At 50.1% G+C, this 15,905-nt stretch carries 10 protein-coding genes, 1 other RNA gene and 1 pseudogene; 6 read left to right on the top strand and 6 right to left on the bottom strand.

The genetic code is table 11. The features are described 5' to 3' along the window. Nucleotides 1-35: 35 nt before the first annotated feature. From AC3OH0_RS01215 to AC3OH0_RS01205, 3 genes and pseudogenes are all read left to right on the top strand, one after another. On the top strand, nucleotides 36-887 hold the full coding sequence (locus AC3OH0_RS01215; protein WP_498344468.1) for a fumarylacetoacetate hydrolase family protein: 852 nt from the start codon (nucleotides 36-38) through the stop codon (nucleotides 885-887). Nucleotides 888-1,035: 148 nt separating this feature from the next. Beyond that, nucleotides 1,036-3,150 (top strand): annotated as a pseudogene (locus AC3OH0_RS01210) (cation-translocating P-type ATPase); the annotation flags it as partial. Then, the gene (locus AC3OH0_RS01205) at nucleotides 3,148-3,672 is read left to right on the top strand and encodes a cation transporting ATPase C-terminal domain-containing protein (RefSeq protein ID WP_498344497.1); all 525 of its coding nucleotides are present in this window, start codon (nucleotides 3,148-3,150) and stop codon (nucleotides 3,670-3,672) included. The pseudogene AC3OH0_RS01210 and the gene AC3OH0_RS01205, both read left to right, overlap by 3 nt. Here AC3OH0_RS01205 and AC3OH0_RS01200 read toward each other — a convergent pair. Genes AC3OH0_RS01200 through sufC form a run of 3 tightly spaced genes read right to left on the bottom strand, consistent with a single transcriptional unit; the run spans nucleotide 3,669 to nucleotide 6,869 of the window. Beyond that, the gene (locus AC3OH0_RS01200; protein ID WP_498344467.1) at nucleotides 3,669-4,730 is read right to left on the bottom strand and encodes a SufD family Fe-S cluster assembly protein; all 1,062 of its coding nucleotides are present in this window, start codon (nucleotides 4,728-4,730) and stop codon (nucleotides 3,669-3,671) included. The two genes, AC3OH0_RS01205 and AC3OH0_RS01200, sit on opposite strands and share 4 nt — an antisense overlap. Then, nucleotides 4,727-6,127: a Fe-S cluster assembly protein SufB gene (gene sufB / locus AC3OH0_RS01195; protein ID WP_498344466.1), complete on the bottom strand. Its 1,401-nt coding sequence runs from the start codon at nucleotides 6,125-6,127 to the stop codon at nucleotides 4,727-4,729. The genes AC3OH0_RS01200 and sufB overlap by 4 nt, the downstream gene beginning before the upstream one ends. Further along, nucleotides 6,108-6,869, bottom strand: a complete 762-nt coding sequence (gene sufC, locus AC3OH0_RS01190; protein ID WP_498344465.1) for a Fe-S cluster assembly ATPase SufC — start codon at nucleotides 6,867-6,869, stop codon at nucleotides 6,108-6,110. The genes sufB and sufC overlap by 20 nt, the downstream gene beginning before the upstream one ends. A gap of 133 nt (nucleotides 6,870-7,002) precedes the next feature. Between sufC and AC3OH0_RS01185 the strand changes: the two genes are divergently transcribed. The 3 genes from AC3OH0_RS01185 to AC3OH0_RS01175 all read left to right on the top strand — a co-directional run bounded on the left by AC3OH0_RS01185 (nucleotide 7,003) and on the right by AC3OH0_RS01175 (nucleotide 10,932). Beyond that, complete coding sequence (locus tag AC3OH0_RS01185; RefSeq protein WP_498344464.1) at nucleotides 7,003-8,553, top strand: extracellular solute-binding protein; 1,551 nt, start codon at nucleotides 7,003-7,005, stop codon at nucleotides 8,551-8,553. A 77-nt stretch (nucleotides 8,554-8,630) separates the two neighbouring features. Then, nucleotides 8,631-10,073 carry a carbohydrate ABC transporter permease gene (locus tag AC3OH0_RS01180; RefSeq protein WP_498344463.1) on the top strand — a complete coding sequence of 481 codons (1,443 nt, stop codon included), beginning with the start codon at nucleotides 8,631-8,633 and terminating at the stop codon, nucleotides 10,071-10,073. Beyond that, a complete protein-coding gene (locus AC3OH0_RS01175) occupies nucleotides 10,063-10,932 on the top strand; it encodes an ABC transporter permease subunit (RefSeq protein WP_498344462.1) in 870 nt (289 codons plus the stop codon). The genes AC3OH0_RS01180 and AC3OH0_RS01175 overlap by 11 nt, the downstream gene beginning before the upstream one ends. A gap of 6 nt (nucleotides 10,933-10,938) precedes the next feature. Here AC3OH0_RS01175 and AC3OH0_RS01170 read toward each other — a convergent pair whose 3' ends face one another. The 3 genes from AC3OH0_RS01170 to ffs form a co-directional block, all read right to left on the bottom strand. Next, nucleotides 10,939-12,111 carry an ABC transporter ATP-binding protein gene (locus AC3OH0_RS01170; RefSeq protein WP_498344461.1) on the bottom strand — a complete coding sequence of 391 codons (1,173 nt, stop codon included), beginning with the start codon at nucleotides 12,109-12,111 and terminating at the stop codon, nucleotides 10,939-10,941. Nucleotides 12,112-12,164: 53 nt separating this feature from the next. Then, a complete protein-coding gene (locus AC3OH0_RS01165) occupies nucleotides 12,165-15,584 on the bottom strand; it encodes a glucodextranase DOMON-like domain-containing protein (RefSeq protein WP_498344460.1) in 3,420 nt (1,139 codons plus the stop codon). 109 nt (nucleotides 15,585-15,693) lie between these two features. Further along, nucleotides 15,694-15,902: signal recognition particle sRNA (gene ffs, locus AC3OH0_RS01160), an RNA gene on the bottom strand. Nucleotides 15,903-15,905 lie beyond the last annotated feature (3 nt).

Raw genomic sequence — 15,905 nt, 5'->3', positions numbered from 1 at the left:
AACTTTTACAGAGATACTACGTTGAAGAATATGATATGGGCTTGGAAAACGCTAACTCGCTCACCGAATCTATATTCTCGGTTGGAAGCCGTAATATGCTTCACAGAATAATGGTTTTTAAGCCTACCATAGAGAAGGCCCTGTCCAAGATATGCCCAGGAAGCAAGTGCGATGAAGCCGAGATAGTTAGAGATGTAAACGAAATCCGCTTCCTTCCACCGGTGTACGACCCGTTGAAAATTATCGGAATAGGGCAAAATTATGAGGAATACCGTTTAATGCTAAAGTATCCTAAGCCGGAAGTACCATTATTTTTCTTCAAACCCGTTAATACCTTGATAGGCCACAGAGAAAAGGTTGTAATACCTAAGGGCGGAAAGTGGCCTGGAACCTCATCCAAGATAGTTTTCCACGAATACGAGCTTGCAGTAGTTATCGGGAGAAGGGCGAGATTCGTGGAGAAAAACAGAGTATTCGACTACATTTACGGTTTCACAATATTCAGCGATATAACAGCCCACGACATAGAAATGATTCAACCAGGCTATGTTCTCTACCAGCAACGCGCGAAAGCCTTTGACACGTTCTCTCCCATGGGGCCTTGGATAGTCACTAAGGACGAATTCGAAAGCAAGGGGGTAGACGTCTATAACCTCAATATTTTGAGAAGAAGAAATGGAACAGTTGAAGGGAAATCAAACACAAAGAATATGGTTTACAGGATCGAGGAAATAATTGAGTTCATGAGCGAAATAATGACGTTGGAACCAGGAGATATAATATCCCTGGGAAGCCCGCCTGCAGGACCTCCCGAAGGGCTACAGCCAGGGGATGTTATCGAGGCAGAAATAGAACATATGGGTGTCTTAACTAATTACGTAGTATAACCTCTACACGTTAAGTTTCAAGTAAGAATTTTCACAACTGAAATCCTCCTTCTTTAAGACGGAGAAGATGTTAATATGATAAGTTTATTACGTTTTTCAAGGATTTACAGCAAAACGGGGTTGAGCATTGAGCAGGCCATGGCACTCCATGAAGCCCGAGGAAGTCCTGGCCCACTTCAACGTTAACCCGGAGGCAGGGCTCTCCAGCGAGGAGGCAACTAGAAGGCTCTCCCAGTACGGCCCTAACGAGATCATGGTTAAGAAGAAGCACCCGGTCTTCCTCCTGCTTCGACAGTTCTCCAACTTCCTTATCATAATCCTTCTAGTAGCCACCGTGATCTCGGCTGCTCTCGGAGAGATTGTGGACGCGGCGGCCATCATAACCATTGTGATCATAATGGGGGTAATGGGTTTTATCCAGGAGTATAAGGCTGAGAAAGCCGTTGAAGCGTTGAAGTCTATGGCTGTTCCCTACTGCACTGTGCTAAGGAATGGTGTAGTAACCGAGATACCTGCTTCACAGCTTGTCCCAGGAGACATTCTCATCGTCAAGGAGGGGGATAAGATCCCGGCTGATGCGAGGATAATAGAGTCAGAAGACCTCCTGGTTGACGAGTCGCCTTTAACCGGGGATTCAACACCCGTTTAGAAGGATTCTGATACAGTGCTCCCGCCGGAAACCCCTGTGAGCGATAGGAGAAACATGGTTTTCAGGGGAACCTATGTAGTTGGAGGTAAGGGGAAGGCTGTCGTTGTTTCAACAGGCTCCTCAACCGAAATAGGAAGGATCGCCAAGGCTATTGCTGAGGCCAAGGAGGAGAAAACCCTTCTAGAACAAGAGCTTGACTCTTTCGGGAAGAAAATAGGACTTATAATACTGGGGATAGCGGCCATAGTCTTCATAACCTCCCTGATAGAGGGCTACCTAGGAGTCATAGACGCCTTCATGGTTTCAGTAGCTCTGGCTGTGGCCGCAATACCTGAAGGCCTCCCCGCAATAGCCACCGCCCTTCTTGCCATAGGTGCTTACAGAATGGCGAAGAAGAAGGCACTGGTGAGGAGGCTTGGAGCTGTTGAAACCCTTGGCGCAGTGGACGTGATCTGCAGTGATAAAACAGGAACAATCACCAAGGGAGAGATGACCGTTAAAATAGTGAAAATGCTGGGAAAACACTGCACGGTCGAGGGCGCGGGATATGAGCCGTCGGGGAAGGTGCTGTGTAATCCGGGAGAACCCGGTGAAGACTTGTTCCTGTATGAAATTATAGCCGCTCACACAAGCGTCGACGTTGCATTAACAAGGGAGGGCTCCTCGTGGAGGGTGAAGGGCTCACCCACCGAGGGGGCGGCCCTAGTGCTAGCGTACAAAGCCCTGGGGGAAGAAGGTGTTAGGAAGGCTGTTGAAAAATACCCGTTGGTGAAAACATATCCCTTCGACAGGTTCAGGAAGAGGAAGACAACTGTTCACCAGGTGGGAGGGAAATACCTAGTGGTGTCAACCGGGGCTCCCGAGCTCTTGCTCGATATTTCAACGAAAGTACAGGGGAGTAGTGAGGAAGAGTTGACGAGAGAGGTTAAAGAGGCCTTGTCAGCAGAGATTGAGAAGCTGGCTTCCCAAGGCTACAGGACGTTCGGGGTCGCCTATAAATGGATAGATGTTTTCAGCGAGGATTACGATGTATCACAGGTTGAAACAGGCCTAGTCTTCTACGCCGTCCTCGGGATAATAGACCCGCCGCGGGAAGAAGTCGTAGAGGCCTTGAAAACCGCCAGCAGGGCCGGTATTAAAACAATCATGGTTACAGGAGACCATAAGTTAACAGCTATCGCTGTAGCAAGGATGATAGGTTTGGAAGCCAGCAAGGAAACAGTCCTGGAGGGAAGGGAGCTGGATAAGATGAGCGATGAGGAACTTGCCAGAGTAGTCGACAAGATAAACGTCTACGCGAGAGTCACCCCCGAGCACAAGGCAAGGATTGTTAAAGCGTTGAAGGCGAAAGGCTATAAGGTCGCGATGACGGGGGACGGGGTTAACGATGCCCCAGCGTTAAAGCTCGCTGACGTTGGGATTGCAATGGGGGTGAGGGGGACTGACGTTGCTAAAGAGGCTTCACAGCTCATCCTTCTAGACGACAACTACTCCACTATAGTTGAAGCTGTTAAGGAGGGCAGGATTATATTTGATAATTTGAAGAAGCCGATAAACTACCTGTTAACAGCCAACATGGGCGAGGTCGGCACGGTTTTCGGTGCTGAACTACTGTATCTCCCACCCCCGCTCAGACCCATCCACCTACTATGGGTTAACGTTGTCACTGACGCTCTTCCCGCAGTAGCCCTCGGCCTCGAGCCGGCTGAGCCGGGCATTATGGAGAAGCCTCCCACTGAGTACAGGGGAGGGTTGATAACTCGAAGGAAAATACTATACTATGTTGTGTTCGGAGCACTCATATCCGGGTTCACAATACTTGCTTTCACCATGAATTCTCAATCTCTGCTAATGGCCCAGACAGCTGCTTTCACGACAATAGTGCTCTCAGAGTTCGGCAGGGCCCTAGCCTCGAGGAGTGAGAACAAGCCTTTGTGGAGGATAAGGTTTAACAAGTGGCTTATCCCGGCGCTGGCTACATCGCTAGCGTTACATGTCGTCACAATCTACACCCCGCTGAACCAGGTATTCTACACTACCCCGCTACCGCTGAGCATGTGGATTTACGGGCTGGCTGCTTCATTCCTAATATGGCTTATAGATGAGGTAAGGAAGGCTATCGGGGTTAAAATCTAGTCCTCCGGGAGACTCCTCATTCTTCTTTTTATTTCACTGTAGCAGTAGCTCCTGAGCTCGCCCGGCATTAGACTGGTTAACAACCCTGTCAGAACGATGTTCTTAGCCTCGCTGAAGCTCAACCCTCTCGTTGCTAGGTAGAAGAGCTTGTCAACAGTAACTAGGTAGTTTCTAGCATAGTGCCTAGCCTCCAAAACCCTGTTACTGTTTACCTCGAGAAATGGTTGCATATACGCTACAGCCTCCTCCTCAAGGATCGATTCAAACCCGTACACAAGCCTCGCATCCGAGGCTTTCGAAGATATTGTCCCCCTACCTCGCACACTGCCTGTTGAATGCTTACTCAGGTAGAGTGTCGAGTATAGGTTTAACGTAGTGTTTAAACCATCAATAAGCCCGTCAACAACCGCGTCAATCCTACTGTCCTCGTTTAAAACACCTGTTAACCTGGCAAGCACGAGTGAGTTGTCGCCAGGCTTTACCAAGCCCTCCATCCTCATCATCCTCCCAGGGCTTACGAGGAAGACGAGATTGCTTATCGAGCCCCTCCCTGTCCCCACTCTGAAGTTGATGCTTGAAGCAGACCCGGAGGCCTCCTCCACGTCGACGATGATGCTTGCCTCAACATTATCGGCTACATTAATGTTTAATCCAAATAGAAGTAAACCATTAGATACGTTGTTAACGACCTTTAATACAAGCGTACCCGGTGAGTCAATCCTTGCAATGAGGTTCCCGATGTTCACGCCCGCCTCAGCTACTGGTTTCACGTTGATGAAGCCCTTACCCCCGTGGAAACCTGCGACAATGGCCTCGTTGCTCAGGATCATGTGGTATTTAGAAAGGTTCGAGTTTTGCTCGTAAAGACTTATCTCGCCCCGCCCCTCTATTCGCACACCGCCTGATGCTTCAACCAAAATCTTCCTCTCTAACCCCAATTCCCCGTTAGCAAGGCTCTCGAAAACATCCCTGTAAACGCCCCAATCAGTGTAGTGTTTCACGGTCGGCGAGTCCCCGTGTCTTTGAAACCCCTCCCTAAGTAGATCAGTAATGCTCAACCCACACCACCCATCTCGCTGAACTCTAGCTGGATAACCTTGGTGAGCATTGAAACGTATTCGAAGGGGAGCCTCGGGAAAACCTCCCTTATAAAGCCAAGTATCATCAATGAAAGGGATTCTCTCTCTGAAAGACCTCTCGATTTCAAGTAGAATAATTGATCCTCGCTTATCCTTGCAGTAGTTGCCTCGTGAGCTATGTCGGCATCGTTCTCGAAAGCGTGTATGATAGGGTACGTGTAGCTCTTGCTGTCCTTGTCCAGGATCAGGCTCTCACACTGGACGAAGCTCTTGGCTCCCTTAGCCCCCTTGTTGACCTGCACCATACCCCTGTAAATGTTTATACCCCGCTTAGCGCTAATGCTCTTGGATACTACCCTGCTCGACGTGTAAGGGGCTGCGTGAACTATTTTCGAACCAGTATCCTTTATGAACGGTCCGTTTGCAATTCCGACCACAGTGCTGTTCGTCTTCGCATACTCTCCCTTCAAGATGGTTGAAGGATAGGTAATGGTTATCTTGCTCCCGATGCTCCCCTCTATCCACTCAATAATCGCGTTTCTCTCCGCAATCCCTCTTTTATTATTGAAGTTGACAATATCCCTGCTCCAGTTTTGAACAGTTACGAAGTTGAGCCTCGACCCCTGGTGGGCGTAAAGCTCAACCATTCCATCGTGGAAGCTGAAGGTTTTAAGCCTCGGAGCGCTACATCCTTCGATGAAGGTTATCTCGCTATTCTCGTCAGTCACCACAATAGTGTGCTCAAACTGCCCCTCGAGCTCGCTTCCTATGAAGAAGAATGCTTCAACAGGGTAGGGTATTCTAACGTTCCTGGGCACGTACACGAATACCCCGCCGCTCCATAAGGCATGGTGGAGGGCGGCGAACTTGTGATCTGTGTAGGGGAAGACTCTCCCGAAGTATTGTTTAACAATATCGGGGTATTTTTGAACAGCCTCCTCCATTGAAACCATTATGACGCCTAGGTCTTTGAGCAAATCCTTCATTGTGGTGTAGACGCTCTCGCTATCCAGCACTGTCGTTAAGCCCGCGAGATATTTAGCATAAGTCTCTGGAAGGTTGAGTTTCTCGTAAATCCTCCTGATCTCCTCCGGTAGGTCCTCCCACTTCTCAGCCTTAGGGTGAGCCGGCTTAATGTAGTATGATGATATTTCATCGAGGTCTATGCTCCAGATACCGGTCAACCACTTGGGCATGGGGGCTTTCTCGAAGTACTCGAGAGCTCTTAGCCTGTGGCGGGTCATCCATTCAGGCTCCTTCTTAAGCCTTGAGATCTCCTCTACAAGCCCTTTAGAAATCCTCCCTCTTAACTCAACCTCCTTGGGGTAAGATACCCCCTCAATATAGATTTGCTCATCAAGTTCCAGCGCTTTCAACGCCCACAGCCTCCAGCCATCTGTAGCCCTCCCTGTTGATCTTGTCTATAAGCTCCAAACCGCCCTCAGCCACGAACCTGCCGCGATACATGACGTAGACTTTGCTGGGGGAAACGTATTCTACAACCCTAGGGTAATGGGTAATCAGTATTATTGAGGAACCCGCAAGTAATGCCTCCTTAATATAATCCGCTACACTCCTGACACCGTCAACGTCCAAGCCGCTGTCCGGCTCGTCTAGAATTATGTATTTAGGCCTGATCACGCGCGCCTGAAGGATCTCGGATCTCTTCTTCTCTCCCCCGCTGAAACCCGTGTTTAAATCCCGCTCAAGCAGCTCCTCCTTCAACCCTATTAGAATAGCTTCATTCCTAACCCTCTTCTCCAATCCTTCAACATACTCCGAAATATCCGTTCTCCCCATCTTCTTGTTTAAAACACTCCTCAGGAGCATGTAGAGGTTTACACCGGGGATCTCCACAGGGTTTTGGAAACCTAGGAAAAGCCCTGCTAACGCGCGCTCGTGAGTCGGCCTGTAAGTGTAGTCCACCCCATCTATTATCACGCTACCGGAGACCACCTTGTACTGAGGATGCCCCATGATGGCGTAGGCTAGGCTGCTCTTACCGCTACCGTTAGGGCCCATTATCACCGCCAGCTCGCCAGCGTCAACCTTGAAACTAACCCCGTTAACCACTCTCCGCTCTGAAACCTCGACCACGAGATCCTTGACCTCGAGCATTGTTGACTCCCTTGAATATTAACATTGTTATTGATGTTTAAAAATCAGTATGAAGCAGGAGCTGATTAAAACGAGGAGTTAAACTCTCCCCAAAAAAGTTTTTTAGAATAAAGGCGTGATTATTTAATTAAAGGTGAAACCCTTGAGTAAGGCTCTCACAAAGATTCAAGCCATAATAATAGTTTTGATCGTAGCTGTTGCGGCAATTGCCGGAGCATACCTTATTTCACAGCAAACAGGAGTCCAGCAAACCACGACAACCCCGACGCCAACTGGTACGACAACCACGCCCACTACCACGCCGACCGTGACGGAAACTACGACAACCCCGACCACCACTCCTCCTCCGGGCAACGTGATATTGATTGGCGATTTATCCATCACGGTACCCGCCGACTTCAAAGCATTCGTTGATGCCGCCAAGAACGGGGAGGTTTCCGTTACAATATACTTCGGCCACGCTTTATCCGAGGCCGAGCTCAACGCGTTCCAGCAAGTAATCGACATGTTCAAACAGGAATATCCTGGCATCAACGTTATCCAACTACGCTATTCCAGCATGGATCAATTGAAAACACAGATCTCCGCGATAGCCGCACTCCCGCCTGAGCAGAGGGAGAGCTTTATTGGGCAGGCTCCCGACGTTTTCACGTGGGCGCATGACTGGATAGGCTCCTTCGCTGATAAGGGATGGATATTAGACCTTGAAGCATATATCGGAACCGAGGCGATAATCAACAACATTGCCCCAGCTATACAGCCCTTGGCCATGTCGGCAGTAACCTATAAGCTTAAGACTTATGGACTGCCCTATGCGGGCGAGGCGATCGCCCTCATCGTCAACAAGCAACTGGTTCCCAACCCGCCCACAACCTTCGAGGAGATGAAGAATATTATGCAACAATTCCACAATCCTAGTCAAGGAAAATATGGTTTATCCTATCAGTTCGACCCCTACCATCTCTACCCATTCATCACAGCGTTTGGAGGATACTATTACAATGAGGAAACCGGATCCGTGGGCGTTAACACCACTGGAACAAAGGATGGTGTCAAGTTTTATATCCAAAACATTTTACCATACTTAGACACCACCGACCTAGGCTTCAACAATCAATTAAACAACTTCCTCACAGGTAAAACACCAATGATCATCACAGGTCCATGGGCTCTGCCCTCAATTAAAAGCGCTCTCGGGCTAGAAAATATTGAAGTAATTCCTATTCCAAACATAGGCAACAATGTTCCGAAACCCTTCAGTGGTTTCAGAAACCTGTATCTCACAATACTAGCTGCATCTGGAGGCGTCCAGAGGACATATGCGAGCGTTCTCTTCATACTATACGTGGCTTTAAACGATGACGCATTGAAAATACTTGTCGAGCAGAACGGTTACGTTCCCGTTAAACAAACAGTAATCCAGTACGTTGTCAACAATAGGTCTCAATTCCCGGTAGTGTACGGTTTCATGCAACAGGTGCTGAGGAGTTCCCCAATGCCTAAAGATCCCAAGATGGATAAGGTATGGGGTGTAGGTACCAACCTGAACGCTATAATCGGCGAGTACACTAATGCCCTAGCAGAGGGTAAGACTGTTGAAGAAGCTGTTCAGGCTGCTCTTGCCGCCGTGGATCCGCAACTTGATGAGGCGTATGCAACTATAATGCAGAGCCTAGGTGGGTGATAATTATCTACTACTCCTCTTTTTCCCCATTAACCCTTACGGGAGCCTAGCACAGACTGTTTGATAGGGGTTTTCCCATGAGCGTTAAAAAGATTTTATACCCCTCTCGCATCGGGATCGCTCTTGCCCTGGCAAGCATTGTTCTTTACGTGTTTTTCAGTATTTGGCCTCTTTTCTTCTCCATCGGCATAGCTTTCACCAATGCCACTGAGGAAAATCTCCTCCCCAACCCTGAGGTTTTAAAGGAAATAGATAACACGTTAGCATGCATTAATGTGATCACGACACAGGAGAACCTGACAGAGAGAGCGGAAGACGTTGTTGAAAAAGTCGCTAACACGTTGAGAGCGCTTGAAAAAGAGTTAATCGCTTTCAAGCAAGCTATTGAGGAATCGGAGGATCACACTACTGATTTATACGTGATGCTTAACGCTTCAGCAATATATGTCACGGTTCAAGGACTTAGGTTGATACCGGAGCAGGTTCAGAAAACTTTCAACTGTACTGAAATAGGTTTCCAGCCGACAAGGCCCCTGATCTCCTCGGAGGCTGTTAGAAACCTCAGCGTAATATACGACTCGGTATCCCGGCTATCCTCACAGTACCTCGTGATGGGTAGGGATGATTTGCTAAACAGTATCAACCTTACAATCTACTTGATACGCAGTGCTGAGGAATACTTCACGGGGATGAGCAGTGACCTGCAAGGCTACTTCGAAATAGTTTCCCAGAGCTTGATAAGCGACCGCGAAAGGTTGACAATGAGGTATGTAGGGCTTGAAAACTTTAAGAAACTGTTCGCTGACCCGAGATTCGTTTACTCTCTTTATAAGACAGCGGTTTTCGTAGCTACAAGCGTGCCCCTCAAACTCCTGGTGGGCGTTGCGCTCGCATTCATCTACTCCTCGCCACTGGTATGGGGACGAAAGGTGTTGAGAGGTCTAATACTCGCGCCATGGGCGATCCCAATCCTTCTCTCAGGCCTGACATGGAGATTCCTGTTCAACCCGAACGGTCAGCTCGGAAAGATGCTTGGATTAGACATATACAACTACGAGTGGGATGCTTTCATAGTGTACAACTTGTTCGAGACCTGGCTTGCATACCCGTTCGTAATGACGGTGACCATGGGGGCTCTTGCAGGGGTTTCCAAAGACCTCGTGGAAGCGTCATACATAGATGGGGCCTCAGCTTTCACAAGGCTGAGAAGGGTTGTACTACCCCTTATCTCAAAGCCCTTAATGTTCGCTGCAATACTTACTACAGGAGCATCCCTACAGGCGTTCATGGTTCCACTACTTCTCAACGGAGGCGGCCCTACAAAACCTATTTCAATCCCGGGACTTGGAACACGCTCGGGAAACGTCAACGAATTCCTCATACTTTTCGGCTACAACAGGGTTTCAATAGACAAAGACTACGGGTATGCTGCGGCAACATACCTGGTTATAGTCCTCTTACTGCTGGTGTACGTAACCATATGGTTTGTTTCCTCGAAGAAGCTGAGAGGTGGGCGTTGAAGTGGGCTTCAGCATTGGTAAAACGGTTTTAAAAATCTTCGCCACGGTAATGGGGTTTACAATACTGTTCGTGATGCTATACCCTGTGCTATTCATCATAATACAGTCTATAACGCCTGAGAAGGGCATTATTTTAACAAGCCTAACCCAGGTTTTCGAGTACGGGGTGACTTTTGAAAACTACCTGAGAGCGTTCCAGGACCCTCTATTCTACAGCGCGCTGGTTAACAGCGCTATAATATCGTTCCTAACAATCGTGATATCCGTAGTGGTGATCACGCCCGCAGCATACAGCTTTTCAAGGTTCAAATTCTTCGGCAGAGACACACTCTTGTACGTCTACCTTATCCTAAGCCAGGTTGGAGGAGGATTCGGGATCATAGCGGTAATAGCCTTGTTCATGTTCCTCGTAATCCTAAACTCATGGGGGATACCAATATTCAACATGTGGGTCCTACCCTTCATATATGCGTCTGGCGCCGTGCCGTTTCAAACCTGGCTTATAAAAACATACTTCGACAATCTCCCCAAGGAGCTGGATGAAGCGGCTTTCATAGACGGCGCTAGCTGGAGTCAAATAGTCTTCAAAATCGTCCTGCCTGCTTCACGGAGCGCCATGGTAATCATAACACTGTTCTCATTCATGGGGGCCTGGGGCGAGTTCTTCGTGGCAAACCTCTTGAGAGTACAGACTCTTGGAGCATATATTTTCCAGACCGCGATAGGTCCAAGAGGTGAGCAGGCCCCGTCGCTGTTCGCAGCCCTAGCCTTAATCTACGCTATACCCGTCATACTTGTCTACATTTTCGCTCAAAGATATATTGGAGAAGCGTACAGGATGGGGGCCGTTAAAGGTTAGAAGCAGTTAAGCCAGGAGCCTGCCGTTTTTCCTGCTGAACAGTAATGCCTTCCTCAGGTTAAACTCCAGGTAAACCTCCTCTCCAGGCTGGAAGGCCAGGCCTGCTGGTTGCCTAATCTTCAACAAGTCCTCGCCCATCTTAATGTTCAATATGGTTTCAGAACCCAACGGCTCAACAACCTCAACCCTTGTTTTCAAAACACCGAGGCCGCTCCTAGCCTCCTTGAAAACCAGCGTATCCTCCGGCCTCACACCCAGGTAGACCTCGGACTCTCCCTCGCCGAGAAGCTTGGATCCAAGGGAGGGGTCGAGCGGGATGTTCAACCCTTCCCTGCACTCCAGGACAATGCTTGTGGAAACCCTGCCGCTCCCCATGACTCCACCCTCGAGCTCAAGGGGGACAACATACTCTAGAGGCTGCTTCTCAACAACAGTGCACTGGATAAGGTTCATGGGCGGGGAGCCTATGAAGGTTGCGACGAAAATGTCCGCCGGCCTAGAGTATAGCTCATCCGGTGTTCCAACCTGGGCAACCCTCCCCTTGTTCATTACCGCTATCCTGTCAGCCATCCCCATAGCCTCAACCTGGTCATGAGTCACGTATATCGTGGTTATCCCGAGCTGCTTTTGAAGCCTCTTCAGCTCACCCCTCATCAGCACCCTAAGCTTAGCGTCCAGGTTGCTCAAGGGCTCGTCAAGCAGCCAAACCTTCGGCTTCCTCACAAGGGCTCTTGCCAGTGCAACCCTTTGCTGCTGACCCCCGCTCAGCTGGGAGGGATACCTGTCAAGCAACTCCTCAATACCCAGGAATTTAGCGATTTCCAACACCCTCTTTTTAATCTCATCCTTCGAGAGGTTGAGAGCTTTCCTGCGCGATTCAAGCGGAAAGGCTATGTTCTCGAAAACCGTCATGTGAGGGTAGAGAGCGTAGTTTTGGAAAACCATTGCTATATCCCTGTCCTTAGGATGGACATCGTTGACAACCCTGTCGTCAATGTAGATGAACCCCTCGTCAGGGAATTCCAAGCCTGCTATAAGCCTCAGGGTCGTGGTCTTCCCGCAGCCCGAGGGGCCTAGGAGGGAGAAGAATTCCCCATCCCTAATGTCGAGGTCTACGCGGTCAACCGCTACTACCTTGCCGTATTTTTTAACAACCTTCTCAAGCCTTACACGTGCCAAGTATCGTCACACCCTAAGAAAATTAATGTGTTTTCAAGGAAAAAAATTATTCCCTAAGGCCTCCTCCTCATGAACAGGAAGGCTGTCAATCCTACCACTATTAACACGACCACTACGATGATGATTAAGGTGTAATCGAAGGGCTGTGCCGGGGTGGTTGGCTCCGTGGTTGTGGCTGGAGACGTTATTGTAGTTGTCGGGGCGGTCGTGGTTGTAGTGGGGGTTGTTGTCTCAGTGGTTGTCGTGGTTTCTGTTTCAGTAGTCGTGGTGGTTGTAGTTGTCTCCGTAGGCTGCACGACTGCTCCAACACCTCTCACAGTGGCGAGGGTCTTGGCTTCAACACTGTAGCTCCGGAGCATGCTGTACTGGTCCTCCTTAGTCTCCGCCAGCAGGTCGAGCACGTATGGTAGGACGTTGTTGAGGACTGCTAGAGCATAGTCTGATGGAACCCCTACGACCCATTCTCCGCCGCCGATCTGGAAAGCCCTTATCTTGCTTGGCGAGTAGCCATCGTGGCTTGTAACCGCGACCGTGTAGATCCACTTATCAATGTTGCCGGCATCGTAAAGCATTGACTTAGGTATCTCCACGATGATCCTGTTATTGCCTGTGTCAGCGTACACTTTGAAGTCTCCTCCCTGAGCCGTCGGCAACTCCTTATCATAGTAGTATATACCGGTTTTCTCGCCGATTGGAACAGGGTCCGAGCCCCAGCCGGGCGCAACGATGAGGGCCATGTGCCATGCGTGCTCCTCAGCTATCTTCACGTTTAAACCGTAGGTATCGGTTTTACCGCCGCTCATTGTTGTGTGAACGTATATGTGCACCTGCTGCATACTCCACCCATTAGGGCCTCCCCACGGGTTACCGCCCAGGTTTCTGAAAGCAATGGTGAACACTACCTTGTCCCCTGCGTCGGTAACCTGGAATTTAACCAGGTCGAACACTCCAGGCGCGAACACGGGGTTGGATGGGTAGGTGTAGCCTCCCGCGCCGTCGTCGTCGCCCACGGGATCATCCATTTCGAACACTATGGTTCCTGTGACAGCTTCTATTGGAACCTGTAGCTGATGTGTTAAGCCAAGCCTTGAAGACCACTCAACCAGCGCGTTATCATAGTAGACTGCTACCACCAGGTAGGTGTACTCTCCCCTGGGTATTCCCAGCAGGTTCCATGGAACAGCTGCTTCGAAGCTTGTTGAGCCAGCCCCCACGCCGTTGCCCACGCTGATCCATGAGCCGCTCCCGTTCGCAGCATTAACCTTCACCGTTGAGTTAGCCGGGTAGATTAAAACCTCCCTCACCAGGTACATTCCCAGGTCGACAGGGGTATGCCTCGGGTAGACGTTGTAGCCGGGGTTTAACGGTGACAGGGATGTGTTCGAGGATGTGAAGTACACGGCTACCGCCAGCTTGCCGAGATCTATTCCTGTTGCCGAAACATTGAAGCCTATGTAGAGCTTGCCAGGGTCGAACAGTATTAGAGCATTCCTAACATAGGTGGAACCTACTGTAATGTTTAAGCCTGCGCCGCTGGATATGCTGTTCCACCAAAGGCTTTCGAACACGCCGTCAACAGTGACCGGGGTGCTGACGGGGCTTGGAATATTAGTGTTCAACGAGCCTATTGGCCTGCCGTCAGGGTATGCTTTAACGTTGAGATAGTCCGGGACGGTGAGGCCGGCGAGCTCGTACGCTGCTTTCAAGTATGCTTTGAAAATCGGGTCGAAAGTCTCAGGAGAGCCTCCCCCATCCCCACCGTACCACCACCACCAGTCGCTTGCCTCTGCTTTCAACAAGTATTTCGCGATATCAGGCCTCTGCTCATACAGTTGCTTAAAGCTCCCTAATCCCAGCCTCTCCAGTATGCCACTCCTAGCCCTTGCAAGCCACATCCAAGCCACGTTCTCCTGCCTGTCACCAATCCAAGTGGTTAGCTCTCCGCCCGACCACGAGCCCTCTGGCAGCCTTGCCTGCACAGTCTTCCTCGGGAGGCTCCCGTAATCATCGCCGTAGCCGACTGGAGGGATGTTTGAAATATCCTTACCGGCGAGATCCAGGTACTGGTAGTTCTGAAGCGGGAGCTGCTTAGCCGTACCTGGGAATCTCTCTATAAACTCGCGTGGGGTAACAGTCTCCAGCACTCCCTGCCCCTGGAGCTCTGTGATCCTCTGGTAGAGCGTGTTCAGGAACAGGTCTCCAAAATTCTCATAGTTCTCCCAGGGGTTTTCACCGTCGAGCGCTACCACCACGAGCCTCGGCCCCGTGGCCTGGTTCCTGAATGACAGGATCTTGTTGACGAAATCGTTAACCGCGTCCACATGGTTCCAGTTGCTGTACTGGAAGCTTAAGAGATTGCTCAGCTCCGTGTTCCTGAAGAAGACGTATATCCTGCCGGACGGGAAGTCTATGTACCATGGAACGCCCAGGTTGTTTATATCGCTCGTTGATACGCCGGTCTTAGCCAGTATTGACTCATCCGTGATAGTCCAGGTGATACCGGCTTTCCTGAAAGCCTCAACAACGTAGGAGTTCACGGCTTGCTCCGCAGGCCACGCCCCAACCGGCGTGTAGTTGAAGTGCCTCTTAAACAGCTCTATGCTAACGTTAACGTGTACTTCAATATCCTCCGGCCAGCCTAAGTCTACGATGATAGGTGCTAGAGGGTGGCTGTACGGTACAGGTATCAGCTCAGCCTGACCCGTTGAGGTGAGGTTGCGGTAGATCTGGGTTATCCTGGACATTATGTCCTCGTGAACCTCGAGAATCCTCTGCAAGTCGCTAACGGTGAAGCCTGGTGAGCTATACTGTTTTGCACGGTTCATTAACTGGTAGATGTCAGGGTACTGCTCCTCCGCAACACTAGGGTCGATCCAGAACAGGTTGAACAGTACCGCAAGGTCGACAACGTTCTGACCCGTCAGGTTCCCGCCTGTGAACTGGTTCACGACGCAGTCAACAAGCTCCTGCTCAGTAACCGCTGTAGCCGAGCATGTTGAGAAGGCTGACTGGGCAAGGCTCCTGAGCTGGCTGAATCTTGGGATAACGTTGACAATCCTGTTCCAGTTTATGTCGAAGAACCCGCCCGGGGTTCTCAGCATGGAGAATACTTCAGTCTTGTTCACAGTACCGTTGACAATCTTCCACGATATGTTCTGCCTAATATCCATCTTGCCGTTCTCAACATAGTCGACAAGCATCTCTAGCAGTGAGCCTGAGAATGTGAAGGTGCCCTTCACATCCGGGTACTTGCTGAGGATGTAGGCCATCTTGTAGTAGTTTCCAACACTGTGCATCCTAACCCATGGAAGGGTGAAGTAGGACTCGTCCACGCTGTAATACCATGGCTGATGATAATGCCATACAAGCGCTAGATATATCTTCTGCTCAGCAGACTCCGCCCTCGGAGGAATTAACGCTAGGCTGAATAGTAACATGGTTAGTAGTAGAATGGATACTAATCCCCTATACATTCAACCACCATGATCATTAAAATACGTCTCCAACGCTTATTAATCTGCCTTCAATCAGTGTTTAAACAATTGATTAAACAACCCGCGGGCCGCAGCCCCATGCACAGCGTGGAAGACCCTGCCAGAGCCCTTCCACGCAGGTCTCGGCCCCGGTGACCCATGAACGCTTGCGGCCAGGGTTAGGTTGCTCCCTTCCGGGCCTGGCCAGGTTCCCCTGGCTAAGGCGGTTCACCCTCCCCCTCCAGGGAGGGCTCCGCCACCGCAAGCCCCATGGGGCGGGGGTCATTGCCTTACGTGGGGGTTGACAGGGCCCTGCCACGC

This window comes from Thermosphaera sp. (genome assembly GCF_059755995.1).
Note: the sequence above shows the minus strand (reverse complement) of the source record. Positions and strands in the feature narration are given on the sequence as shown.